The sequence below is a fragment of the Morganella psychrotolerans genome (assembly GCF_965118875.1).
Taxonomy (GTDB): domain Bacteria; phylum Pseudomonadota; class Gammaproteobacteria; order Enterobacterales; family Enterobacteriaceae; genus Morganella; species Morganella psychrotolerans_C.
Window position 1 is genome coordinate 210,294 of sequence record NZ_CBCPJD010000006.1, and the last position, 24,881, is coordinate 235,174.

Sequence of the window (24,881 nt, forward strand, 5' to 3'; positions counted from 1 at the left end):
AAGCAACATGAGTACTGACAAAACCCAGATTCCGGCTGAGTATAAGAGCTGGCGTAAGACGGATACGACCTGGACACTAGGTCTGTTCGGAACTGCTATTGGTGCAGGGGTACTATTCTTCCCTATTCGTGCAGGTTACGGTGGTCTGATCCCTATTCTGATCATGCTGGTCCTGGCATACCCAATCGCATTTTTATGCCACCGTGCATTAGCCCGTTTATGTTTGTCCGGCAGCAACCCGTCAGGCGATATCACAGAAACAGTTGAAGAGCATTTTGGTAAAGGCGGTGGTGTTATCATCACGTTCCTGTACTTCTTTGCAATTTGTCCGCTGCTGTGGATCTACGGCGTAACCATCACGAATACCTTTATGGCATTCTGGGAACAGCAGCTTGGTTTACCAGTGCTGAACCGTGGTGTGGTTTCTCTGGTTCTGCTGTTAGCGATGGCTATCATTATTTACTTCGGTAAAGATCTGATGGTCCGCGTGATGAGCTACCTGGTATTCCCGTTCATTGCCAGTCTGGTGCTGTTATCTCTGGCACTGATCCCATACTGGAATACTGCAGTATTTGATAACGTCAGTGCAGACAGCTTCGAACTGTTCGGTCACAGCGGTATCCTGGTAACTGTATGGCTGGGTATTTCCATCATGGTGTTTTCCTTTAACTTCTCACCAATCGTTTCTTCTTTTGTTGTATCAAAACGTGAAGAGTACGAAGCGGCGTGTGGTAAAGATTTCACAGAGCAAAAAGTTAACAAAATCATCTCCCGTGCCGGTCTGCTGATGGTGGGTGTGGTTATGTTCTTCGCATTCAGCTGCCTGTTCGCGCTGTCTCCGGCGAACATGGCTGAAGCAAAAGACATGAACGTTCCTGTTCTGACTTACCTGGCGTATCACTTCAATAACGTCGGCGGCGAGAACGGTACCCTGGCTACAATTCTGGTCTGGGCTGCACCAATCATTGCGTTAGTTGCTATCTTCAAATCTTTCTTCGGTCACTATCTGGGTACCCTGGAAGGGATGAACGGTCTGTTACTGAAATTTGCTTACAAAGGCGACAAAAGCAAAGTCAGCATTGGTAAACTGAACCTGATCTCCATGGTCTTCATCATGGGTTCAACCTGGTTCATCGCGTACCTGAACCCGAACATCCTTGACCTGATTGAAGCAATGGGCGCACCAATCATTGCATCACTGCTGTGCTTACTGCCAATGTATTCAGTTGCCCGTGTACCGGCTCTGAAAAAATATAAAGGTCAGATTTCTAATATCTTTGTTACGATCATCGGTCTGCTGACAATCGGTAACATCGTATTTAAACTGGTACTGTAGTTCTCTGATTATTCATTGAAATACAAGTAAAAGTACAGACAAGCCCGCGCTCTGATGAGTGCGGGCTTTTTTTATATTCGTTAGTCGGCAGGCGTGAATGAATGGTATGGTGTGGATAAGTCATCCAGATGCTGAATATTTAAAATAGGAACATATATGAATGTTATTGATGCTGTGCGGCAACGTCGTGCAACCAAAAAGTTTGATCCTGACTTTGTTATCCCGTTGAATGAAAAAAAAGCGTTGCTGAGCCTGGCAATGGAAACTGCACCGAGTGCGTTTAACTTACAGCACTGGCGTCCGTTGCTGGTGGAAGACCCCGCACAGCGCCGGAATATTCGTAAAGTAGGTTGGGATCAACCGCAGATGACGGATGCGTCCATGCTTATCGTGTTGTGCGGTGATATGGCAGCCTGGAGCTCCCGTACCCGGGAAATCTGGCACGAGGCTGATCCACTGGTACGTGACTTTATGGTAAATGCGGTTGATAGTTACTATCGCAATAAGCCGGAAACTCAGCGTGATGAAATTATGCGCAGCGCTGGTATTTTTGCACAGACACTGATGCTTCTGGCGAAAGCTCAAGGTTATGACAGCTGTCCGATGGATGGTTTCGACTTCAATGCTGTTGCTGAAGTTATTGATTTGCCGGAAAACTATGAAATATGTCTGATGATTGCAATTGGTAAATCGGCAGGTGATGCTTATCCGCGTATTGGTAAACTACCGTTTGAGCAATTGGTCACGATTGATCGTTTTCATCCGGACATGCCATAGAGTCGTTTTTTTTGGTCATGATATTACCAGCATCAATGAATTAGCCACACCCCAGTGTAGCATCACTGAAATCTATCTTTTTTTCTATAATATTTGCTTGTTATTCATGTTGTTATCGGGTTTATTTCGTTTTTATTAAATAACGGTTTAACCCGGACTTGTATAATTTCCGGTAAATTTATTGAAAATTCAGAAAGGAGTTCTGTGTGATTTCAGTATTGGTGGCAAATATCAATGAGTTTTACCGTGCCGGTGTTGGTGCCATTATTTCGGCGACAACAGGGATGAAAATTGTCGGGGAAGTAAAAGACAGTACCGGTGCTGTGCGCTGGTGTCGTGATCATCATGCGGACATTGTACTGCTTGATATCGGATTTCCGTCCATGAGCGGACTGGATGCGGCGCGTAAAATCAGTCGCTATGCTTCTGAAACTAAAGTTATTATCCTGACCGATGAACATGCCTTGATTTCACCGTATAAAGTGATGAGTAGTGGTGCTGCCGGCTATCTCTATCAAAGCAGTGATCGGATGGATTTACTGCATGCTATCCGGATCATCAGCCGTGGTCAGCGTTATGTTGACTCTGACATTGCACAGCAAACTATTTTGGATACCCGGTTGCATGCTCACGACAGCAATCCGCTGGATAAGCTCAGCCATCAGGAGCGTCAGGTCATGGTGATGATTTCGCAGGGCATAAAAGTCACACAAATTGCCGATAAAATGTGTCTAAGCAGCAAGACGGTGAACAGTTATAGATATAGAATATTTAGTAAACTAAATATTGATGGGGATATTAAACTAACCCATCTGGCACTCCGTTACGGATTGATCCATATTGATAGTGTTGTGCCCCCCGTATCTGCTGATAGCGGCGGGCACAACGAACACATTCCCGCTGTAAGCAGAGAGTAGAGAGCCTGTACCCCGCATGGAAAAACCGGTTGTTACTGAATTTGATGCGAAAGCATTTTTAAAAACTGTGACCAGTCAGCCCGGTGTTTACCGGATGTATGATATTGATGAAACAGTGATTTATGTCGGAAAAGCCAAAGATCTGAAAAAACGGCTTTCCAGCTATTTCCGGACTCAGGTTTCCGGCAAAAAAACGGAACAACTGGTTAAACACATTGCACAGATTGATGTCACTGTAACGCACACGGAGACGGAAGCGTTACTGCTGGAACATACCTACATCAAAAAATATCAGCCGCGTTACAACGTGTTGCTGCGGGATGATAAATCCTATCCGTATATCTTTCTGAGCAGTAATGACAAACATCCGCGGCTGGCTATCCACCGCGGTGCAAAACATGCCAAAGGGGAGTATTTCGGGCCTTTCCCGAATGCGTATGCGGTGCGTGAAACCCTGGCACTGATGCAAAAACTTTTTCCGATCCGCCAGTGTGAAGACAGTGTTTACCGCAACCGTTCCCGTCCTTGTCTGCAATATCAGATTGGCCGCTGTCTGGGTCCGTGTGTCAAAGGGCTGGTAAGTGATGAGGATTACAGTCGTGAAGTTAATCTGGTCAAATTATTTCTTGAAGGAAAAGACCAGCAGGTACTGACTGAGCTTGTGGGAAAAATGGAACAGGCGAGTCAGTCTCTGAATTTTGAAGATGCCGCCCGCTTGCGGGATCAGATTCAGGCGGTGCGTGCGGTGACAGAAAAACAATTTGTCACCGGCACCGGAGACGATCTTGATGTCGTGGGTGTGTATTTTGACTCAGGACTTGCGTGCATTCATGTTCTTTTTATCCGTAACGGACGCGTGCAGGGGAGCCGGAGTTATTTCCCGAAAGTACCTGCCGGTACAGAGCCGGATGAAGTTGTACAGACCTTTATCGGGCAATTTTATTTACAGGGCAGTGAAAACCGCTCACTGCCGGATGATATTCTGCTGGACTTCCCGCTGCCGGAAAAAAATATTATTGAAGAAACATTGTCTCAGTTTGCCGGACGGCGGATCCTCATCCAGCCTAAACCGCGTGGCGACCGGGCCCGTTACCTGAAACTTGCCCATACAAATGCAGTGACAGCCCTGATGACAAAACGGGCGCAGCAATCCACGATAGTAACACGGATGAGCGCATTATCGGAGGTGGTGGGGCTGGAAAAAATCAATCGTATGGAATGTTTTGATATCAGCCATACGATGGGGGATCAGACTGTGGCATCCTGCGTGGTATTTGACAGTAACGGACCGGTCAAATCAGAATACCGGCGCTATAATATCACCGGCATTACGCCCGGGGATGACTATGCGGCAATGGATCAGGTTCTTGCCCGCCGATACGGTAAACATATTGACGGTGAAAAAATCCCGGATATTATTTTTATCGATGGCGGGAAAGGGCAGTTAGGCAAAGCGATTGAAGTCTTTGAGAGCCTGGATGTTGACTGGGATAAGCAAAAACCAAAACTTATCGGGGTTGCGAAGGGAAGTGACCGCAAGGCCGGGCTGGAAACGCTGTTTTTTATCGCCGGCGGAGAGGGCATGTCGTTGCCGCCGGACTCACCGGCGCTGCATGTTATCCAGCATATCCGTGATGAATCCCACAATCATGCTATCACCGGGCACCGCCGGCAGCGGGCTAAAGTCAAAAATACCAGTGCGCTGGAATCGATTGAAGGTATCGGACCTAAACGCCGGCAGATGCTGCTTAAATACATGGGAGGATTACAACCTCTGCGTAATGCCAGTATTGACGAGATAGCAAAAGTGCCGACAATTTCGTACGCATTAGCGGAAAAAATTCACCATGCGCTCAAGCAGTAAAATCAGATTTATCTGTGGGAGCATAAAGAGAATTTTTTCAATAACAGCGGTGAGTTATCTTTAACTGTGGTAGTATACTTCTATCCGGTAGGATTGCGCAGAACCTGAAAATCACGCAACGCCCCTGAGTTACCGGGGCGGCAAAGCAAAATTTACCGGCAGATGCGCAAACGGCTTATTTCATCTGACTTATAAAATAATGGCTCCGTTATGCGATTAAATATCCCCACATGGCTGACTCTGTTTCGTGTCATACTGATACCGTTCTTTGTGCTCGCCTTTTATCTGCCGTTCAGTTGGGCGCCTGTCATGAGTGCGGGTATTTTTGTTTTTGCCGCAATGACAGACTGGTTTGATGGTTTTCTTGCCCGCCGTTTAAAACAAACAACCCGTTTTGGTGCTTTCCTTGATCCTGTCGCAGATAAAGTCATGGTGGCGACGGCTCTGGTGCTGGTGACGGAGTATTACGCTGTCTGGTGGATTACGTTACCTGCCATTACTATGATTGCCCGTGAAATTATTATTTCTTCACTGCGTGAATGGATGGCGGAACTGGGAAAACGAAACAGTGTTGCCGTTTCCTGGATGGGTAAGGTGAAAACAACCGCACAGATGGCAGCATTATTAGGGCTAATCTGGCGGCCAAATGACGTGATAGAAATGGCCTCTTTCGTCCTTTTCTACATTGCAATGATCCTGACTTTCTGGTCCATGTTTCAATATCTGCGCGCCGCATGGGCAGATCTGAGCGAAGCGTGATCGATGTGGTGTAAAAAACAGCTAACGATCATTTTTCGCGAATTAAGCGGTTGACTCACGGGCTTAAATCAGTAGAATGCAACGCATCGAACGGCGCTGTAGTTTGTGAAAACAAACAAGTAAATCAGTTAGTTCAGATAGGCGGGAATAGCTCAGTTGGTAGAGCACGACCTTGCCAAGGTCGGGGTCGCGAGTTCGAATCTCGTTTCCCGCTCCAATTTAACCTTAGTGATTAAATTGAAAATATGGCGCGTTGGCAGAGTGGCCATGCAGCGGATTGCAAATCCGCGTACCTCGGTTCGACTCCGGGACGCGCCTCCAAATTAGCCCAGATGGTGAAATCGGTAGACACAAGGGATTTAAAATCCCTCGGCTGTAAGGCTGTGCGGGTTCAAGTCCCGCTCTGGGCACCATATTATAGTTTCCTGAGGTCTACTCAGGTACACTAACCCTCAGAAAGACCTGATGATTTTATCGGGTCTTTTCTTTTTACGTCTCCTAAAGTCTATTGCAATCTACACCCTTCAAGGGGCATAATCTGGGGCACACCGATTCTATCAAGTATTGTGCCCCTTATATGAAACTCACCGTCCGTCAGATTGATACCGCTAAACCCAAAGAAAAAAACTACAAGCTGTCAGATGGTGGTGGTTTGTATCTGGAGGTTACCGCCAAAGGCTCAAAATACTGGCGGATGAAATACCGGCGCCCAACAGATAAAAAAGAGGACCGGTTGGCTTTTGGTGTCTATCCATTGGTATCTTTGGCTGAAGCCAGGGTAAAGCGCGACGATGCAAAGAAATTGATAGCGCAGGGAGTAGACCCTAAAGCCGAACGAAAAGACAGTCAGGCAAAGACGGTATTCTCGTTTGAGCAGGTGGCCCGTAATTGGCATTCCAGTAATAAACGTTGGAGTGAGGATCATACTGAACGAGTTATCCGTAGTTTAGAACAATATATTTTCCCTGCAATCGGTGCTGTTGATATCTGTTCACTGAAAACCAGCCAATTATTAGTTCCGGTGAAAGCAGTTGATGCAGAGGGAAAGCATGATATTGCCAGGCGGTTACAGCAGAGAATTACTGCCATTATGCGGTTTGCTGTGCAAAACGACCTTATTGAATATAGTCCGGCAAATGATATGTCCGGCGCGCTATCAACCGTAAAATCTACCCATCACCCAGCATTACCGCCTGAGCGATTAAATGAGTTTTTAACTCGTATCTCTCGTTATCGTGGGCGATTGATTACACGAATTGCTCTGGAACTGACATTGCTTACTTTTGTTCGCTCCAGTGAGTTGAGGTTTGCGCGTTGGGATGAGGTCGATTTGAAGAATGCTGTCTGGAAAATACCAGGAACAAGGGCACCTATCGACGGCGTGAAGTTCTCTGGTCGAGGCATGAAAATGAAAACAGACCATATTGTTCCCCTGAGTGATCAGGCTGTTTCATTATTTAAAAAATTACAGGAATTAAGTGGCAGTTGTGATGTGATGTTTCCTAACGATCATGACCCTAAAAAAGTAATGAGCGAGAGTACGGTTAATAACGCTTTGCGGGTAATGGGATATAATACTAAAACTGAAGTCTGCGGGCATGGATTCAGAACAATGGCCCGGGGAGCATTGGGGGAATCCGGTTTATGGAATGATGATGCGATAGAGCGTCAGTTAAGCCACATAGAACGGAAAAATGTCAGGGCAGCATATATCCATACTTCCAAGCACTTAGAAGAGCGCCGTCTAATGATCCAATGGTGGGCTGATTTTTTGGATGCAAACAGAGAAAAATCAGTAACACCGTATGATTTTGCCAAACAGAAACGCCGTAAAACAAAAATTAATTAAAATTACTACCAGCGGCATACCAAGCCAGCCAGAGAAAGGGCTGGTTTTTTTATATCTGCAATACGTGAACTGGATAAATAGACAGGTGTTGTAGTCTTTAGTAGACTTGCATAGACAATAAGAATAAAGCTATGCCTAGGCTGATCCCCGAAAACCAGTACACCTCTACTGGCTGGCATAGCTCCTACCGAAAGAGGGTGTGGGGTGACTGCGTGGGACATAATTATAAATTTTTTACTATGTTGAAAAATATGGTTTCTGAAAAATCAAATAAAGAGATACTACAGGAAATACTCCCTTTGGTTAGTACAACTGAAATGGATTATTTCTTTATTAGGGGATTTATTGAGTACATTGATGATGATAATGGTGATGTCATTGGTCTTTTTTCAAAAGTAACTGCTTTTGCAGAAAAAGAAATTTTAGAGTCAGGTAATAATAATCTTTATTTGATGATAACTGAATTTAAAAAATTAGTGGAATCAGCTAAAAATGATCAGCATAAACTATTTGAACTAGTTAATTATTTCAAAGAGCTATCATCAAAATATAATGATGCTAATTTGGTATATAAAACTTTCGACTCTGAATTCATTAATGAAGGTGGTGGTTATTTTTTGTCTGTTATTAATAAATTTTTTATAAAAGAAATACCTCCTAGTGATGAGGTGCTAGTTTCTTTTTTGAAAAAGAAACCAATAGTAGGTTTTGAAAGTTATTATGCCAAATTAGAACAGTCAACAATAGATATGGTCAATACATTAGGTTTGCCTGTAAATGTATTTAAACCAATATTTTACCAAATGGTGTTGCACTTGAAGAATAAAGAATATTCATTTGCAAGTGAATTGGCTGAATTATGTTTTTATCATATGATATCACTGGAACATGCCTATGAAGTTGGACAAAATGCTCCGAAAAGATTGGGGTCAAAAGGTGGACGTAAAGAACATTTAAGGAAGAGTTTTTGTTTAAATGAAGCTGAAATTAAATGGAATGAAAATTCAGAGATGTCATTGGAAGAAATAAGCCTATTCGTTCATAACAAATGTAAATCTCTTTACAATGATTCGCCTAAAACTAAAACCATTAAAGATTGGTTAAGAAATACGAGCTTCAGACCAGTAAAAACCGCTTCCGGTATACAGTAAGCGCTTGGGGTATACCTCAAGCGCTTACTATCTATTTTATTTATTGCGATAAAGCTATAGCCTCCCATAAACCTACTGTCTCTCACAGTATTTAAAGGAATAATACAGGAGGCTATATGCCAGCAATTACTACACAGAAAGAAAGTCTCATCCGTCTGCCGGAAGTTATCCGGCGCACAGGCTACTCTAAGCCGTGGCTGTACAAACTCATTGATGCTGGGCAATTCCCTAAACAGGTAAAAATCGGCTCCCGTTCTATCGCCTTTGTTGAGTCAGAGGTTGATGCGTGGGTAGCGAATAAAATCGCGGAATCCCGCTCTGGGGAGGTGGTGTAATGGATAAATTCATTTCACCGACTGCTGAAGAGCGTCTTGCTCTATTAAATGGATACGGTGAGCCGTATGACCGCCTGATCCGTGAAAAAGAGCGTCAACACATTACATCAATTTCCCGAACTACAGCATATACACTCGAAAAAGAGGAACGCTTTCCGGCCCGTAAAATGTTGGGTCGTAATTCCTGTGCCTGGTTGCTGAGTGATTTGCTTTTCTGGATTCATAATCCGCCGAATGTTGACAACGTTAATAACCCTCACAGCCGGAGATCGGACTAACAGAATTAGTCTGCAATTACACGCAAAACAACTTTTATTTATTCTCAGTTCTGTTTTGCGGGAATTTGCGACAAATTTAGTCCAGTCTGGATACGTTGTCGCGACAGCTCTTATTAATTAAATAAAGAGACGAAATTATGAAAAAGAAAATGACCGTAATGGGTCAGGGCTTCGCTCACTCTGAAATCAGCCAAGAACCTATTTTAATTCAGCACAGAACGGAACCGAGAATTGATAGCCGCCTGTTTGCTAAACGAGTCGGAATACAACACGAAAGTTTTGTGAATATTATTAAAAAGAACCTTAGCTGTTTGCGTGAGCTGGGTACATTGCCAAGACATAGTGAAAAAGAATTGTCCGATTTGAAATCGGGAAAATCAAAACGCGGGCGTTCTCAGATTTATTACCTGCTCAATGAAAATCAGTTCGATTTTGTGTGTCGTATTGTCCGTGGTCGGGATCACGAAAAAATGACTCAGTTCAAGCTGGACGTAACCAAAGCATTCAGTAAGAAACGCGCAGCTGAACCTATCCGGCGTGAATACCTTCCGCATTATCATGAGTCCCGGGACGCACTCAGAGACTTAGGCGCGGATAAATATCATTACATCAATTTAGCCCGTGCAGAGAACCGATTAACAGGTTTACTCACTGGTGAGCGTGCCAGCGCAGACGAACAACAATTAGGTTTATTAGTCTGTATGCAGAAAATTGAACAGGCGGCATTTCAGGATGCGATTAGTTCAGGGCTTACTGCTACTCAGGCGTTACGTGAGGTGAGTAAACGTATTGAGCAGTTCGCTATGCTGATGAGTCCGGTCAGCCGGATAGGGGGCTGATAATGATCACCTGCCAGAAGAAATCCTGTCATTGGCTGGGCTGTGTGTGTCTGATGTCTGAAGAACTGTATGTAACAGCCGGTTGCTCACAAATGAAAAAAGACAGCGTGCAGGCTGTCTTCATTCGGTCTCATCTGATGCTCCCCGATGATATCGGGTTGGTTGCAGAGCTACCCAACAGTATTGGGTTGGTTCCGGTGCTCCTGACCACCAATGGTGGGTGGGATTTGAACCATGTAAATATCATTTACTCGGTTCAACATAGTAACCATGTGAACGATGTTCACTCGGTTTATATGGTTGGTACACACAGGTTATTTAATTTATTTTTAATTGCGGCAGTATTCTCTTTGTACTCAACTTTGAGTTCATCTAATTCTGCCATCAACGATTCGTATTTTTTAGTCAGCCCACTGGATTGCAACAAATTAACTGAGGAATTGATTTCATTCTCATTATTGAGTTCAGCGGGAAAAATAGTGCCGGTCTTGCCGGTAAACAGCGCACCAATATGCTTGCAAAATGTATTTGCTGGGCAGTTACAGGATACTCCTACCTGGCCTGATATTTCAAAAACTTTAACATCATACACATCTTCTTTGTTGCTGCTTAGTGCTTGTAGTTTGAATTTCATAGCAACTTCCTCAAGTGGGTTATCACAGAATACTCATGGCTATTTTGTCTTCTGTGATTCTTGCTTGGACAATTTCACTTCACAAGCATCAATAACCCAGGATGAGAAGTTTGAGTCATTTCCTGCGGAATTTTGTTGTTTTACACACTCGTTAATTTGTTCAATTAATTCATGTGGAAAACGAATCCCTTTGTATTGTGATTTATTATTTTTGTATCCAGTTGCCATTGCGATTATCCAGTCAAAGTGTTTTAACACCATTAAGAATACAGTAAATACATTTCAGGTGAAAGTGTTTAAACAAATATATCTTGACGTGTTTAAACAGAGTGAGGTAACGTATTTAAACACCTTGATGACTAACATCAAGAAAAAGCAAAGCCCCGTCAGTGCTGTGAACATTGACAGGGCTTCTAACCACAATGTTAAACGGAGTAACAGTATGGCTATGTATAAGTCTACCCAAACTCACCCTGAATTTATATGGCGTTTTGCTGAATGTCAGGAAAATAAAGCCACCTATCACCACGTAACGGCGCATACCGAAGATGAAGCCCGTTCGCAGCTCCCTAATCTCCCGCTGGTATTTACTGCCCGTATTCGTCAGGGGGTGAACCATGCCTGATGCTATCCGTATTGATACTGCGAAATACAAAGCAGAGTTAGCCGGTTCGCTTTACAGCGTGATTCTGGATCAGGCCGCCGGTGAGTGTTCGCCAGATTTACTCAACCTGATTTCAATAGCCTGTGATTTAAACCAGCAGATCAGCCAGTCCTTACGTGATGAAAATGAGGTGTCAGCATGAAAAACAACGAATTAGCGGTATTACTGGAAAAACCGATGATGGATATCCGGAAACCGGAAACCCTGCTGACTACCTGGCTGGATGCGGAAGAAGATACCGAAACCGCCAATATGATCAGTATCGCACTGGACTATGCGGACAGTGTTCAGGTTCAGTTAGCTGCCGTTCTGAGTGGGGAAAAATAATCATGGCTGATATCTACGATTTTATTGTACGGATGGATCTGGACTCAATGAGCACGGACGAATTACGCAGCCTGAGAAGTGTGTCCTCTGATACCTGCAATGGTCTGTTGTCAGGTCTGAAATCCGTGGGAGAGTGTGCATTCTGGGCGTGTGCCAATGAGGATTACTCCAACGAACAGGCAAAGGACGACTTACGCCGTATCGGTGAATCTCTGATGTACCTGCCGCGCCTGATTGATGCCCTGCATTTCACGGAGGACGAGGCGCAGTTCAAAATTTACCAGCGTGAAGGCTTTCCGTACACGGAGGTGAACAATGACAAACATTGATTTAATCCGAGAGGTGAAGCGGAGCGCCGTGAATCACTGGGGCAGTGTGCTGCCCGCCTGTGGTGTTGATGTGCCGGAACGGGGTAAACATGGCGCTTGCCCGGTATGTGGTGGGACTGACCGCTTTCACTTTATTGATGACCACCATAACGGTAACTGGTTCTGCCGTCAGTGTGATGCACCGAACCACGGTGACGGGCTGGATTTAATCGCAAAGGTGAAGGGGATATCCGTTCTCGATGCGGCTAAAGAGGTGTCACAGGCGTTATCTCTGCCGTTACCGGAACCGGCCAGACAGGAGGCTCCGAAATCAGCGGCTCCGCCGATAGCTGAAAAGGTCCGTAAGCTGGTGGCACAGACGACTACCGGACAATCTGCCTATCTGACTGCAAAGGGGCATACGTGCCCCGTCAGACTGCTGGATGATGGTTCTCTGCTGCTGGTTATCCGGCGCGGTGATGAAGTGACCGGGGCGCAGATTATCAGACCGGACGGAGAGAAACGGCTGATTGCCGGCACACGGAAAAAGGGTAGTTATATCCCTGTGTCTGAGTTGCCTGAAACGACTGATACGGTATTGATTGCAGAGGGCTATGCAACCGCGCTTACCGTGGCACAACTGCATGACGGGCTTGTTCTGGCGGCAATTGACGAGGGTAATTTACTACCGGTGACAGAGTGGGCAGCCAGTCGTTACCCGGAGGCAAAAATCATCATAGCGGCAGATAACGATATTAAGCCCGGTCAGCCTAATGTGGGGAAAATCTCAGCAGAGAAAGCGGTAAAAAGTTTTCACCGCGGCTGGGTAACACTGCCGCCGACTGAAGATAAAGCTGACTGGGACGATTACCGGCAGCAATACGGGACGGAAGCCGCAAAACAGGCATTCAGTAAGGGGTTGTATCAGGTGAACGCAGGAGAGGCAGACATGACATCATCAGTCGTGATTAAACTGGATGATCACCGGGCAAAAGAAAAAAATGCGGACCTGAAACCGTTTTTTGATAAGCGACACGGCGGGTTGTATTACGTTGAGCGCAAGCAAAATAACAATACTGGTGAAATTGATGAACAGGAAACGTGGGTTGCGGATGAAATCGAAACCGTAGGGATCGGCAGTGACGGCAAAGACGGTTATCTGGTTGTTCAGATGAAACAGGAAGGGAGTGGTAAAACGATATTTGAAGCGATTCCCCGCCGTGAAATCGGCTCTCCGCAGGGCTGGGGAAGACTTCGATCCCGTGGTGTGAATATCACCACAAAACGCGGGCATCTTGATTCACTGGCGGTCTATCTTCAGCGGCAGGGTAACCGTGACGAATGGACGATAACCCACACAGCCGGGTGGCATGATGGTGCGTATGTTATGCCGGACGGACACATCATCGGAACCCCGTCCCGTCCGGTGGCATTTTGTGGCGGCACTTCAGCGGTGTCCGGTTATATCGTCAGGGGAACGGCGGGAAGCTGGCGGGATAATGTGGCTTCACTCATGACAGGGAATCAGTCAATGATTCTGGGCGGACTGGTGGCACTAGCCGCACCACTTAACTCACTGGCGGGCGGGAGTTCGTTCGGTATTCACTTGTTTGCACAGTCCTCAGCGGGGAAAACAACCACTGTTGAGGCTGCGTCCAGTATCTATGGTGTACCGGATGAACTGAAATTGACGTGGGATGCTACCAAATACGGGCTGACCATTGAAGCCGCATCCCGTAATGACGGGTTTATGCCGATAGATGAAATCGGGCAGGGGAATGACGTTAAGCATGTGGCGGGCAGCGCATACAGCTTGTTTAACGGCACCGGACGCATTCAGGGGAATAAAGACGGCGGAAACCGTGCAGTATTGCGCTGGACGATAGTCGCACTGTCAACCGGTGAGGAGGACTTTGAAACCTACCTGCTGCGTAACGGAGTCACTCCGAAAGCCGGGCAGTTAGTCCGCCTGGTCAGTGTGCCGTTTACTGATACGGTGGAGTTTCACAGTCTGGATGACGGAGATTTGCACTCACGGACGATCAAGCGCGTATCAACACAGCATTGCGGAGCTGCGGGACGGGCATGGATAGCCTATCTGGCAAATAATCAGGACTGCGCCAGCCAGAAGGTGATTCAGAAGGAAAAAGAGTGGCTGGAGGGGTTGCCGGGTGAAGTATCACCGCAGGTTAAACGTGTGGCTACCCGCTTTGCCATGCTGGACGCAACTGCTGAGTTATCAGCCGGGATCACCGGGTGGGACCAGGCTGAATGTAACCGGTTTATCCGGAACAGTTTTAATGAGTGGCTGGAAAATTACGGCACAGGCAGCCGGGAAAAGTATCAGGTAGTGAAACGTGCCCGTGACTTTATCCAGCGTTACGGACTGAACCGCTTTCAGCCCTATACCTTTGGCAAACGCAACGGAGATCTGGACAGAATCCATGCAGGAAGAATATCTGACCTTGCCGGATATCTGGTATCAGGACGGCGGGAGGACGGGCAGGATGAATACCATATTATTCCGTCGGTCTTTGAGGATGAAATTCTGATGGGAATACAGAAGAAGCTGGGAGCAGAAGCACTGGAAGAAGCCGGGCTGTTAGTCAGGCCGGAACCGGGACGGGTTGACGGAAAAACAATCAGCGTAAACGGAAGTCAGCAGCGTTTTATTGTGCTCGTCGACAGTGAGGACGATTAACCAGCCGGGACGTAATCCCCGTGATGAATTAAAAACGCCGGGATAAGTGGGATAACGGGATAATAAAGAGAAAAGATATAAAGATTAGTTAGTTATATTAAGTCTTTTTATCCCAGGTTATCCCATGTTATCCCAGATAAAATGATAGCGAATTGTTGTAAATGTTAATGAAAAAGCAAACTTATCCCAAAAAAAACAGGTCTGGGATAAGAAAGGATAGGGTCTGGGATATTTAGGTCTATGATTTAGAATGAAAAAGAACTACTTATCCCGTTATCCCGGAGAAAAATCATTTTTTCTGTATATAGAGAAGAATAAAAATGAAAGACAAACTAACCATCAAAAGTATCTCACCGGTTGTCGTTGGCTGGTGGGCTAAATTTATTGATAATGACGAAATGAAAACAGAATGGTATTCACCTGTGGCAGCGTGGGCATTATGCGATGTCAAATTTGATAAACAGGCGGATATATGTACGCAGATATTACCTGTTCTGACATTGGAGTTCGGCATGGCACCACTGCACCCTGATGAGGGGTATTGTGAGCTGCTGTATCTCCCTGATGATAAGTTTACACGCACTGATGAGCATTACTGTTTTGCATGGAAGATGATCAGCGGGAGTCCCGGCTGCTGATATGCCGGGATGTTTTTGTAAAAATCAGCAGGGGTTATCTGCTTTGTCTGCCTGAAATCCGCATGTGCCAGCCATATATCTTTAATTTGCCGGTGGTACATTATTTCGCTACACAGCATGACCATTTAACGATAAATTCTCACTATGGCAGATTAATTTAAATAAACGTTCATATTCAGGAAACGATTATGATAAAGCGGGCTTGTTTTTTATTATCTGGAGTATGTCTGGCATTTTTTACGATGGCTGATCCGGCAGAAAATGTTTTAGCACTGAAACAAATTGAAAATGCAAAAAATACGTTGTGTGGTCCCTATAAAAATATCAGTGATGAACATTATGAAATGTGTGTGGATGGCATAAATATCATTATTTTTCAAAGCTACGGTCAGGGTCTTTCAATGGGGCTTTGTGAAGGAAAATACAAGGATAATGAGCTGCTGAGGAAAGGGATGTGTGATAATGAAAAGGAAATAAAGGAATATGTCGATAATCTGCAAAAAACCATCAGGAAATACGGGAAGTAATAACATAAAAAATATCTGATTTAAATTACCGGCTCAGTAGCTATTTTGTAAATAATCAGTTCTCATGCTTTCACTGGCAGGTCAGCCCCCTTTCATTCTTCCCCGGGGCATAGCATAGTAGGCTTTCCATTCCGGAACCTTTCATAATTTCCTCTCTCAAACGGCAGATCTTAACGGTTCTGCCGTTTTCTTTTTTGCGTAAAAAACCATCATTGCACAAATTGCATCACTAATTTGTATTATTTCAATAACTGCAATATAATTAACTGTATAAATAAACATGCAAATAAACACAGTGTAGTGAGGCGGGCATGAAAATAGACAGCAAAGCCATTCTGTTGACACAGAAGCAAATGGACGCATTACGGAAGATCCAGCAGGAAGAACACAACCGGTCAGGACTCGGCATTAAACCGACTCTGCACGAAGTTGCCCGGAAGCTGGTGGATAAAGCACTGAAACAGGTAGAGGGATAATTATGGGAATGTTCAGTTTATCAGCCCTGAGAGGCGGACAGCAGAAAGCGAAGAAAGCAACAGCCGGAGATTTTGCGCATCTGACGGTTAAGGCAGAGAGCGACACTACGGACAATCAGCAGGAACAGAACGCCGCTGTCCTGATGGTTTCAGACGACCAGCCGGAAGCACCGAAGAAACACAGCCGTGCTCACAATGTGGCGGTATCAGAAGAAGCGGCAGAGAGTCCGGCACTGGCGGTTCATTTGCTGCGTGAGACAGACCTGTCCTCAAAGAAAATCCGTGCCCGTCTGCGTGATGAACCTGAGTACCTGTCAAAGTTCACCGTGAAGTACATGGAAGACAACGATCCGACCTGGGAATTTCTCGACGATGAGGAACGGGTCAGAAAAGCATTTCAGGTATCGTCACAGAACGGCGACATCAACGGCTACATGACCGCACGTCATCAGGCAGTACAGGCACTGAAAAAGATGGAAGAACCACTGACGCAGGAGGAACTGAAGACCCTCATTGCACGTACCGCCGATATGATGAATGCAGCTAACCCGAACACGACGGACAATGCCGAAGCCCGTCAGAAAGCCGATGAAGAATATCAGCGTGATATGGCTAAAGCGGCAGAGAAGCTGAGAGCCACCTACAAAGAAACCGGCGTTAATCTGCGGGGCTGACAGGGGAAAGACTGATGAAACCAGATCCGTATTCATTTGCTCACCTGTCACCGGACACGCCACGCGCTCAGGGTTACACCGGGCGCGGTCTCATGTATCGCCACACCACAGCCTCAGTCAGTGATGAATCCGCCACAGAACACAGCAGGGCACACTCAGACGCTCACTGTATCGCTGAGAGTCAGGAAGCCCGGAATAACCCTGTATACGCGCTGACGCTCATTAAACGCAATGTCCCGCATCAGTCAGCCATTGAACAACTCACCGGCAGCCTCCGGCACCTCAGCAGATACACCACACGGAAGATGGAAGCCCTGCATCCCGGCTGGGAGCTGCTGGATGATGACGATAAGAACATGGCCGCATTCCGTTACAGCACACAGAGCAGTGACCGTAACGGGTATACAGAATCACTGCGGGCAGCGGGTGAGAAGCTGGCACAGTACATTGAGCCGATGACGGAAGCAGAGTTACAGGCATTAATCCGGCGTACCACACAGAGACAGAACGAACTACAGACACCGGAGAGTGTTGCACAGCGTATGTATGAGGCAGAGGAAGAAGGCAAGCGGCAGAGAAAGGAGTACCGGCGACTGTATGGGGTCTGAAAACTTTTTGGGTCCTTACCAGCGATAATTACAACACGGGTCATTGCGCGCCGTGGTCTGCGCCCAGCTACAAAATTTTGAATTTGATTGACACTTTACACTTGACACATTTTGTCAGTGTGCGGGAAAAAGTATTTAAATACAATTTGTTAGCGGAATTCTACTGAGAAGTTTGATTTACATTTGATTGACACTTTCAAGGTGAAAAGTGTCAAGTTGACAGAAAAAGTGTCAAGTGGTTGACACTCTGCGGTTTGATTGACACTCCGGCAAGATACCGGACAGAAGCGGGAGCTTTCAGAATGAATTTGATGAGCATCAGTCAGTACGCCAAACATGCCGGTATGAGCCGTCAGGCATTGTACAACTGGGAAGCCAAACAGGGATTTCCTGCCAGAATTGACGGGAAGATTGACCGGGATGCGTGTGATAAGTATCTGGCCCGTTACCGTGACAGCCGTGACCCCCGGATAAAAAACAATACCCCTTCAGTTAAAGCTGTATTACCAGCAGACAATGTACCGGTGCCGCTGAGTGTGGCGGAGATTAAACAGCACATTGCCGCCGGTGCGGACCGGGTAACCGGAATGGATGGTCATGAACGGGCAACACTGGCGGCAAAGGCTGCCGGGCTGTATCTGAGTGAGGGACCGGACAATCCCCCTGTCACGTTTGGCGGTTACCGCCTGGCTATCGTGAAAACACCTGAGTGGGAAACCGGGCAGATAGTCGCCGGGGGCGCGTTCGGGCTGTCTGCGGATGAAGTGATATTTGAATGCCGGGATTACATCCTGACCCTGATGGACGATGAAACAGAGGATACCGCCCTGCGTGACGTGGTGCCCTCATTGCTGTATGTGCTGGCAGACGATACCTGACCACAGTGCAATGCACAGTGACTGATTAACGAAGATACTTTCCGATCCTGCCGGTTGGTGGGATTTTTTATGGTGATGACCGGGATAAAATGCGATGAAACCAAAAAGACAGCAGACGGCTAAAGTGACCGTATCAGGAACCATTACAAAAGCCCCTCAGCGGGTCAGGACAGCGACTGGGAAGGTAATGGCAACATTGGTCATTCAGGCAGAGAGCGAGCTGCGTAACCCCTATCCGTTAACGCTGGTAGCCTATGATGACGGTGCGCTGACGCTGATGACCTGCCAGAAAGGAAACAGGATAACTGCTACTGGCTGGCCTCGTTGGTATAACGGTTATCAGCTTACCGGAGTAACTATAACTCATTGATATTTTGCATGATGCAAATCTGCGTTATGTCCTTTCATACAGATAGCCCTTAAAAGTCATGTCTGTATTATTGGTCCATGTTTGGGACGCCCAACGACTAGAGATATTAACATCGTTACCACTTGATCTTATCAAATAAATACTTTTAAATTCATCATGTTATTACGTAATTGTGATAAATAAGTGATCGAGTGTTTATTAAGTGGGTGTGTGTTTATGAGTTTTTTGTATCATTAATGGAATAAATGATACTGTTAAAATAAACAGTGGTGTTATTATCAGTTCACCTTGGCTAGAGTTATTTATTAGAATAAATCAACAATTCCCATGATAGGTTTGTGAACATGACAAATAGCTCTGAAAATAATGATATTATTGAATGTCCATCCTGTGGAAGCCCGCATAGTACTACTGAATTATGTGATTGTGGATATGAGGCATCGTTAGAGGATTCAGAAAAACGTGATGGATACACTGCAATTCATGCTTTAACTGCAACCTTGGATTTGATTGGTAAAGGCAATGAAATAAAATTTGAAAGTACGATTGGTCAAGAATGGTCTTTATTATCAGACGATGTAATTCAATTTATAACGAGAACTGATAAAAAATTCATGTCAAAAAGAAAAAGTCATGGATTTATAAAAAAAGATAATATGCCGTTAAATACACCAAGTGTTTTTTTAAAATACCTGAATAATAGTTCAGGATTCTCTGATTTTGTAATTTCAATAATGAGGCAAATGAAAAGAGAAGCTAATTCTTATAAGTCTAAAATTGTTGGAGGAGCTTTTGTATTTATTCATTATCAGGTTGATCAAGATAAATATAGCGATGGTCGATTACTTATTCTGATGGTTGATAGAAAAGGTGAATTTGATTTCAATCAAGATCTAATTCCTAAAAAAATACCATCAATAGATACAAATGCTCTCCGGCAGGCAGTGTTAATTGATATGACACTATTTAAAGCCGGTTATCCTGAAAATGAATGTGAGCCTTATTTACACTTCATAATAGGAAAGTCAAGAAGTGAGTTTTTTAAAAGAGCGCTTGGATGTGATGCTAAGGTAGATAATAATAGAAGCGTATCACAGGCAATAGCAGCAGTTGATGATTTTATTATCAACCAAAAGATAACAATTGTAGATAAAATAAAAATAAATGATTCGATAGAGTTATTGTTTAATGAGAAATCAAAAAATTCCATTGACCGTAAAGTAACTATAGAAGATATAGGTAACTGTATTGAAAAAACACTACCGAGAAGAAGAGGGGTAGCTAATAAATTTACCAAGTTTGTTGATAATAATGGATATATGATTGATGATTACTTTGAACCAAGTATATTTTCAGGTAAAAGTGTAAGCAAAGTAAAAATAATTGATGATGAAAAAGATTACGAATTTATTTTTGACGTTAGTTCTCTTAGCGAAGATGAGAATTCTGATGCAAAAATTATTTACAAAAGGCAAGATGGGCAAATTATAATTAGATTAGCTCGTTCCGGTAGTGATGAGATGCAGAAAAAAATACCATCTAAGTAAGGTAAGGATATTATATGGAGAATAAAGAGGAACTTGAAAAACTTGTCAATTATATAAGTATATCAACAATTAATATTGATGATGGGCTTGTTATCATAAAAAATAACTTAGATAGCAGTTCAAATCATGATTTTTCAGTTCTTCTATTAAAATTTGGTATTAACAAAATTATCACTCAAGAAGAAGGATGTATTATTTTTAAGGCAGGTGTAAGTAACTTTGCAGTTGACTCTAATATATATGTATCACTTGATAGCTTCTGGGGGAAATGTTCAAGAAGTGGAATATTTAATAGAAATTATATAATCATTAAAGAGAAAATGTTTTTTTCTTCAAAGTCTGATGAGATTAGGAAGATAGAGGCTTTTCTTAATTGGAAAGAAGTATTAAGTCTGACAGCTAATCATACAATTGAAAGTAAATATGTACTGTATATACCGAATAATGATGGAGGGAAGGAATTAATAATAAATAATCACTATGATTTGAATTCTGTTTTAGAAATCTCCTTGTCGGAGGAGTTGGTATTATCGGCACTAGAGCTTATCAAGGTATTAACTCTAAAAGATGCTCAACAAAAAGAAAGAGTGTCAATTTTGAGAAGTGCTATATTTGATGTGATTAATGAATGTGATAACAAAGATCTTTTTCAACTAATTGACAAAGGTAATAAGGTATATAGCCGATATAATGACCTGCTTGATCTCTATACAAAAAGGTTCTCTGTTAATAAAATACTATCTGAGTTAGAACAAAAGCATCTGGAGTATACAACGAAAATAAATGAATTTATATCAAATAGCCAAAATAAGGCTTTTGCTATACCAGGTGCTTTAATAGCGGTAGGTGGACTAGCTAAAGCCAGTGGTTTTTTAGATTCGATATTAATATTTATTGGTTTGTTTTTTATATATCAGGTTACACGTATTTCTAATGATGTTTTAAAAGAATCATATAACTCATTGCAAAAAAGTTTAATGGAGTTGGTTGGTAGGTACTATAAATTTGATGAAGGTGCAGAAGTAAGGGATGCAGCATCTAATTTTGAAAATGATATAAAAAATCAGATTAAAAATGCAAAAAAGAGAATTGATAAAATTAATAATATGAGTATTTTAATGTTAGCTATTGGTGGCGCATATCTCGGGTGTAAATGGATATTTTTACTGGCTGAACAATATAAATAAGAATAAGCTTATTTTTTGTTATTGAATATGTATGCGACCCCGAACGGAGTAGATAACGGGTAGGCATCTAAAATGTACTATCTAACCGCTAAAGCTGGTGGCATTTGATACGAAGGCTCTGGAACTGATGACCTGCCAGAAAGGAAACCTGGTAACTGCCACTGGCCAGCATGAATAGTTTAACGGGTACCCGCTTACCGGAGTAACTATAACTCATTGATATTTTTCATGACGCAAATCTGCGTTATGCCATCTGTATTACTGATAACCCTTTCTTCCCAGTGAGGTAAAAGTAATGATCCAAAGCTGGGTCATCTCAACTACAGAGGAAATATCTATGGTCAAGGCGTGGTCATGTGACCATACCTTTTCAGTTGTTGCGGTATCACAACGGCCATCAAGGAAAACATAACTGTGAAATTATCAATCAGTTACCTTACCTTCCGGAAACCGCCGGTGGCGTTATCCGAAGATATCAACGGGTTATCTCTGTGGTCAGTGCGCCAAACGTACCAACCAGCTTTCAGGACGGCTTGAATCCAAGCCCTCATAAACAGGACTCCTTTATATCAAGGAGACTAAAAAATCCCTTATAAAACATTAATATCCAACTTTGGATGATTAACTATCAGGACTCTGACCGCTACGGGAAAGGCGCACAGCTTGATTACCCTGATAACTACACGTCAACGAAACGTCAATGCTATAAGGCGTTTTGAGTTGATCTAACGGACTGCCGGTCTGTATTTATTCAGTTTTGAAAATCCCAACGTACCTCAGCATGCATTGTTAGGTAACCACATAAAAAATAAAGAATTAACTGTTGTTCAGGTAGGATAAATCCTTGGGGGCATATAAAGGGGCACACTTTGAGGTTTTGTTATATAATTCTTTTTATAACAATGGATTAAGTTTGTTTGCTAGTCCCGCTCTGGCACCATGTTTAAATTCATTGAGTTTTCAGTGAGTTAGAGTTAAGAAGAGCCACCCAACGGGTGGCTTTTTTGTGTCTGAAATCACACTTCGCTTTTTTTTTCGCTATTACTCACATATGTGTTTTTATTTAATCAATCAGATAGGCTTAGCTACGACCTGACCTGACTGCTCTGTTTTTTTCTTAGCCAGCAGGAAACGCTGAAGCATTTTATTTTTCTGTGCCCTGATAGCATCGTAGTCAATTTTAGCGTTCATCTCAGTTTTCTGTTCGTATGACATAACAGGCTCCTTCTATGTGTGCTTTCAACCACCGTCTCCCGCGTTCATTTCAGCGATCCTTACCACATTATTTTTGGATTTTTTACACCACAGGCGGCAGCATAGCGGGCTAATGTCTCCACAGTCGCTTTTTCAGCATTGCGCTCTGTCCGTGATACCGCCGCAGGTGTGATCCCCTGACGCATAGCTATCTGTGAGCGGGTCAGCCCGGCAGAACAGCGCGATGACAACAACTGTTCCCTGATTCGTTCCGCGCAGTTCTGCTTCATAAATCGCGTTAACTTCCGGGTCGGATAAAATGTCTTCGCGGGCCGTTTGCCCACGGAATAGATTTTTTACGCATTGTTCAGCATCTCCTCTAACCGCCGTGCAGCAGCAGTTAACATGGATGAAGGGAGTTTCGCGGTATTTTTTGCAAAGATTTTCAGGACAAAAATCCGCTTCCCTTATCAATATACATAGATAGCACGTCCAATATCACCGGCTTTCGCCCGCAATTGAAAGAAACCGTCCCTGATGGGCTTTGTGTCCGGTTCACGGAGTGATGTGCCGTATGCTGCGGGTTTATCCATTTGCCTGAGTCGGCAGGCATTGTGCGGGGCATTTTAAATAAAATATTTGGTTTCTTATCTATTTTTTGGATAAAAAATCTTGTTTATATCTAATTTTAAGATTTAATGAAGTTAAGTTTCAGTTTTAGGCAGGTAAATTAATCAATCTGATATAAAGGAGCGGTTATGCACAAGACGATACTTATCCCGATTGACCTGAATACAGGTGCGTTATCACCAAATGTAATTTCTGAAGTAAATGATTATGCACGGGATAAAAATATTCAATTCCATTTTGTTACTGTGATTTTACCATCAGAACAGCTTTTCGACTATGGGCTGACATTCCCTATTATGACGGATAATGCAAAATCTGAAGACCAGCGCATTAAACTTTTATTAGAAAAACTTGAAACAATGACTGATAAATTTGATGTGCCGAAAAATCAAATTTCCACCGGAGTGCTGCTCGGCAGCCCGGCAGAAGCCATTATTGAAAATGCAGAAAAAATCAAAGCTGACCTTATCATTATCGGGTCAAAAAATCCGACACTGAAAAGTCGTCTTCTTGGTTCAACAGCATCTGCGCTGATTCACTACGCAAATATTTCAGTGCTTGTTGTCCGATAAATACAAGCCCGTTAAATCGGGCTTTTTCATCTTTTACGCCAATGTGCGATGCCCGCTATTATTTATAATCATGCCGGTAAATTACTGCCTGGTTCAGGCTGTGAATGTCGGTAAATAATGATTGTGTTTTTCGGGGTGCACTCTCTGCGCGAAAAGAGAAGCGCGGGAGCAATTCAGTAATAATAGAGCGGCGAGATGCAGAATAATCTCAGAAACAGAGCATAACTCACTAATATCTGATAGTTTCCTGCTAAATAATCAATGCATTTCCGCAATTTCCACAAATGAATCGTTCCGGAGAGTATTTAGTCGCAAGCATATGAGATAAGGGGGCAATCTGTCGTTTTGAATAACAGCAAGGGCAAAAATAGTGCTCATTTGAGGTTTCATCAGATTTTTCTTTACTGACATAAACTAAAGTACCGGATCTTAGTATAAGAGGTTCGTAATATGCTTCATTGGTATTAAATTCATTGTGGTAGTGTACTTTTAACTCAAATGTAATGGCTTTTTCTTCAAGTGAATTCAGTGACTGAACAAGTAACAGTGCATTATCTCTGCATGCAATTCCGTTACGCAGTAAATGGGTATATACCGCTTTCACATCATCAGGTGTTTTGGCTTCTGATAAATCAGAAATTAGTTTAAGCATTTCATTATGCAGTTCTGTTGATTTTTCTTTTTCGGTATTCATTAAATGATTCTCTCCGGTGTAATAGTGGCTATATTAGCGGATTTTTTCTTTCTGACGAGAGTACAGATACGTATGCCTTGCCGGATAGGCGCATTCTTAATAGGTGGCGATTCTTCTGTTCCCTGCATTATTGTGTTATCAGACAGA

Annotated in this window: 30 protein-coding genes and 3 tRNA genes; 28 read left to right on the forward strand and 5 right to left on the reverse strand. The window is 43.7% G+C overall.

Going from position 1 to position 24,881, the window contains the following annotated elements; all coding sequences use genetic code 11:
* Window positions 1–7: 7 nt before the first annotated feature.
* The 13 genes from tdcC to ACMHKJ_RS08330 all read left to right on the forward strand — a co-directional run bounded on the left by tdcC (window position 8) and on the right by ACMHKJ_RS08330 (window position 10,105).
* The gene (tdcC, locus tag ACMHKJ_RS08270; RefSeq protein WP_413493023.1) at window positions 8–1,336 is read left to right on the forward strand and encodes a threonine/serine transporter TdcC; all 1,329 of its coding nucleotides are present in this window, start codon (window positions 8–10) and stop codon (window positions 1,334–1,336) included.
* A gap of 156 nt (window positions 1,337–1,492) precedes the next feature.
* Window positions 1,493–2,113 carry a nitroreductase family protein gene (locus ACMHKJ_RS08275; protein ID WP_413493025.1) on the forward strand — a complete coding sequence of 207 codons (621 nt, stop codon included), beginning with the start codon at window positions 1,493–1,495 and terminating at the stop codon, window positions 2,111–2,113.
* A gap of 206 nt (window positions 2,114–2,319) precedes the next feature.
* Window positions 2,320–3,030, forward strand: a complete 711-nt coding sequence (locus tag ACMHKJ_RS08280; RefSeq protein WP_413482878.1) for a response regulator — start codon at window positions 2,320–2,322, stop codon at window positions 3,028–3,030.
* Window positions 3,031–3,046: 16 nt separating this feature from the next.
* Window positions 3,047–4,894: an excinuclease ABC subunit UvrC gene (gene uvrC, locus ACMHKJ_RS08285; protein ID WP_413493027.1), complete on the forward strand. Its 1,848-nt coding sequence runs from the start codon at window positions 3,047–3,049 to the stop codon at window positions 4,892–4,894.
* A 210-nt stretch (window positions 4,895–5,104) separates the two neighbouring features.
* A complete protein-coding gene (gene pgsA, locus ACMHKJ_RS08290) occupies window positions 5,105–5,653 on the forward strand; it encodes a CDP-diacylglycerol--glycerol-3-phosphate 3-phosphatidyltransferase (RefSeq protein ID WP_067360922.1) in 549 nt (182 codons plus the stop codon).
* Between the two features lie 141 nt (window positions 5,654–5,794).
* Window positions 5,795–5,870, forward strand: a tRNA-Gly gene (locus ACMHKJ_RS08295).
* A gap of 30 nt (window positions 5,871–5,900) precedes the next feature.
* A tRNA-Cys gene (locus ACMHKJ_RS08300) sits at window positions 5,901–5,974 on the forward strand.
* A 5-nt stretch (window positions 5,975–5,979) separates the two neighbouring features.
* Window positions 5,980–6,066, forward strand: a tRNA-Leu gene (locus ACMHKJ_RS08305).
* 164 nt (window positions 6,067–6,230) lie between these two features.
* The gene (locus tag ACMHKJ_RS08310; RefSeq protein ID WP_413493029.1) at window positions 6,231–7,502 is read left to right on the forward strand and encodes a tyrosine-type recombinase/integrase; all 1,272 of its coding nucleotides are present in this window, start codon (window positions 6,231–6,233) and stop codon (window positions 7,500–7,502) included.
* 131 nt (window positions 7,503–7,633) lie between these two features.
* The gene (locus ACMHKJ_RS08315; protein WP_413493031.1) at window positions 7,634–8,653 is read left to right on the forward strand and encodes a hypothetical protein; all 1,020 of its coding nucleotides are present in this window, start codon (window positions 7,634–7,636) and stop codon (window positions 8,651–8,653) included.
* A 116-nt stretch (window positions 8,654–8,769) separates the two neighbouring features.
* Window positions 8,770–8,988, forward strand: a complete 219-nt coding sequence (locus ACMHKJ_RS08320) for a helix-turn-helix transcriptional regulator (protein WP_413493032.1) — start codon at window positions 8,770–8,772, stop codon at window positions 8,986–8,988.
* Window positions 8,988–9,266, forward strand: coding sequence for a helix-turn-helix transcriptional regulator (locus ACMHKJ_RS08325; RefSeq protein ID WP_413493034.1), 279 nt, complete (start codon window positions 8,988–8,990; stop codon window positions 9,264–9,266). Before ACMHKJ_RS08320 ends, ACMHKJ_RS08325 begins: the two co-directional genes overlap by 1 nt.
* Before the next feature lie 137 nt (window positions 9,267–9,403).
* On the forward strand, window positions 9,404–10,105 hold the full coding sequence (locus ACMHKJ_RS08330) for a hypothetical protein (RefSeq protein ID WP_413493036.1): 702 nt from the start codon (window positions 9,404–9,406) through the stop codon (window positions 10,103–10,105).
* Between the two features lie 292 nt (window positions 10,106–10,397).
* On the opposite strand, the gene ACMHKJ_RS08335 is transcribed toward ACMHKJ_RS08330, so the two are convergent.
* Window positions 10,398–10,739 carry a hypothetical protein gene (locus tag ACMHKJ_RS08335; protein ID WP_413493038.1) on the reverse strand — a complete coding sequence of 114 codons (342 nt, stop codon included), beginning with the start codon at window positions 10,737–10,739 and terminating at the stop codon, window positions 10,398–10,400.
* A gap of 39 nt (window positions 10,740–10,778) precedes the next feature.
* Entirely contained in the window at window positions 10,779–11,000 is a 222-nt protein-coding gene (locus ACMHKJ_RS08340) for a YlcI/YnfO family protein (RefSeq protein ID WP_413493040.1), read from the reverse strand.
* Between the two features lie 181 nt (window positions 11,001–11,181).
* Here ACMHKJ_RS08340 and ACMHKJ_RS08345 point away from each other — a divergent pair, with 181 nt between their 5' ends.
* From ACMHKJ_RS08345 to ACMHKJ_RS08410, 14 genes are all read left to right on the forward strand, one after another.
* Window positions 11,182–11,364 carry a host cell division inhibitor Icd-like protein gene (locus tag ACMHKJ_RS08345; RefSeq protein WP_413493042.1) on the forward strand — a complete coding sequence of 61 codons (183 nt, stop codon included), beginning with the start codon at window positions 11,182–11,184 and terminating at the stop codon, window positions 11,362–11,364.
* Window positions 11,357–11,545 (forward strand): hypothetical protein, encoded by a 189-nt coding sequence (locus tag ACMHKJ_RS08350; RefSeq protein ID WP_413493044.1) that lies wholly within the window; start codon window positions 11,357–11,359, stop codon window positions 11,543–11,545. Before ACMHKJ_RS08345 ends, ACMHKJ_RS08350 begins: the two co-directional genes overlap by 8 nt.
* Window positions 11,542–11,730, forward strand: a complete 189-nt coding sequence (locus tag ACMHKJ_RS08355) for a hypothetical protein (RefSeq protein ID WP_413493046.1) — start codon at window positions 11,542–11,544, stop codon at window positions 11,728–11,730. The genes ACMHKJ_RS08350 and ACMHKJ_RS08355 overlap by 4 nt, the downstream gene beginning before the upstream one ends.
* A gap of 2 nt (window positions 11,731–11,732) precedes the next feature.
* Complete coding sequence (locus ACMHKJ_RS08360; RefSeq protein WP_413493047.1) at window positions 11,733–12,059, forward strand: hypothetical protein; 327 nt, start codon at window positions 11,733–11,735, stop codon at window positions 12,057–12,059.
* The gene (locus tag ACMHKJ_RS08365) at window positions 12,046–14,739 is read left to right on the forward strand and encodes a DUF927 domain-containing protein (protein ID WP_413493048.1); all 2,694 of its coding nucleotides are present in this window, start codon (window positions 12,046–12,048) and stop codon (window positions 14,737–14,739) included. The genes ACMHKJ_RS08360 and ACMHKJ_RS08365 overlap by 14 nt, the downstream gene beginning before the upstream one ends.
* Window positions 14,740–15,059: 320 nt before the next feature.
* Entirely contained in the window at window positions 15,060–15,377 is a 318-nt protein-coding gene (locus ACMHKJ_RS08370; protein ID WP_413493050.1) for a hypothetical protein, read from the forward strand.
* A 188-nt stretch (window positions 15,378–15,565) separates the two neighbouring features.
* Window positions 15,566–15,904 (forward strand): hypothetical protein, encoded by a 339-nt coding sequence (locus tag ACMHKJ_RS08375; protein ID WP_413493052.1) that lies wholly within the window; start codon window positions 15,566–15,568, stop codon window positions 15,902–15,904.
* 311 nt (window positions 15,905–16,215) lie between these two features.
* Window positions 16,216–16,380: a hypothetical protein gene (locus tag ACMHKJ_RS08380; RefSeq protein WP_413493053.1), complete on the forward strand. Its 165-nt coding sequence runs from the start codon at window positions 16,216–16,218 to the stop codon at window positions 16,378–16,380.
* Window positions 16,381–16,382: 2 nt separating this feature from the next.
* Window positions 16,383–17,054, forward strand: coding sequence for a hypothetical protein (locus tag ACMHKJ_RS08385; RefSeq protein ID WP_413493055.1), 672 nt, complete (start codon window positions 16,383–16,385; stop codon window positions 17,052–17,054).
* 14 nt (window positions 17,055–17,068) lie between these two features.
* The gene (locus ACMHKJ_RS08390) at window positions 17,069–17,662 is read left to right on the forward strand and encodes a hypothetical protein (protein WP_413493057.1); all 594 of its coding nucleotides are present in this window, start codon (window positions 17,069–17,071) and stop codon (window positions 17,660–17,662) included.
* Between the two features lie 302 nt (window positions 17,663–17,964).
* Window positions 17,965–18,540, forward strand: coding sequence for a hypothetical protein (locus tag ACMHKJ_RS08395; protein ID WP_413493059.1), 576 nt, complete (start codon window positions 17,965–17,967; stop codon window positions 18,538–18,540).
* Window positions 18,541–18,634: 94 nt separating this feature from the next.
* A complete protein-coding gene (locus ACMHKJ_RS08400) occupies window positions 18,635–18,910 on the forward strand; it encodes a hypothetical protein (RefSeq protein ID WP_413493061.1) in 276 nt (91 codons plus the stop codon).
* Between the two features lie 344 nt (window positions 18,911–19,254).
* Window positions 19,255–20,457: a nucleoid-associated protein gene (locus ACMHKJ_RS08405; protein WP_413493063.1), complete on the forward strand. Its 1,203-nt coding sequence runs from the start codon at window positions 19,255–19,257 to the stop codon at window positions 20,455–20,457.
* A gap of 14 nt (window positions 20,458–20,471) precedes the next feature.
* Window positions 20,472–21,644, forward strand: coding sequence for a hypothetical protein (locus tag ACMHKJ_RS08410; protein WP_413493064.1), 1,173 nt, complete (start codon window positions 20,472–20,474; stop codon window positions 21,642–21,644).
* Window positions 21,645–22,715: 1,071 nt separating this feature from the next.
* Here ACMHKJ_RS08410 and ACMHKJ_RS08415 read toward each other — a convergent pair.
* Both ACMHKJ_RS08415 and ACMHKJ_RS08420 read right to left on the reverse strand, forming a co-directional pair.
* Window positions 22,716–22,859 (reverse strand): hypothetical protein, encoded by a 144-nt coding sequence (locus tag ACMHKJ_RS08415; protein ID WP_413493066.1) that lies wholly within the window; start codon window positions 22,857–22,859, stop codon window positions 22,716–22,718.
* A 59-nt stretch (window positions 22,860–22,918) separates the two neighbouring features.
* Window positions 22,919–23,128 (reverse strand): helix-turn-helix domain-containing protein, encoded by a 210-nt coding sequence (locus ACMHKJ_RS08420; protein WP_413493068.1) that lies wholly within the window; start codon window positions 23,126–23,128, stop codon window positions 22,919–22,921.
* Window positions 23,129–23,596: 468 nt separating this feature from the next.
* Here ACMHKJ_RS08420 and ACMHKJ_RS08425 point away from each other — a divergent pair, with 468 nt between their 5' ends.
* On the forward strand, window positions 23,597–24,040 hold the full coding sequence (locus ACMHKJ_RS08425; RefSeq protein ID WP_413493070.1) for a universal stress protein: 444 nt from the start codon (window positions 23,597–23,599) through the stop codon (window positions 24,038–24,040).
* A gap of 250 nt (window positions 24,041–24,290) precedes the next feature.
* On the opposite strand, the gene ACMHKJ_RS08430 is transcribed toward ACMHKJ_RS08425, so the two are convergent.
* Entirely contained in the window at window positions 24,291–24,734 is a 444-nt protein-coding gene (locus ACMHKJ_RS08430; RefSeq protein ID WP_413493072.1) for a hypothetical protein, read from the reverse strand.
* Window positions 24,735–24,881: the final 147 nt, after the last annotated feature.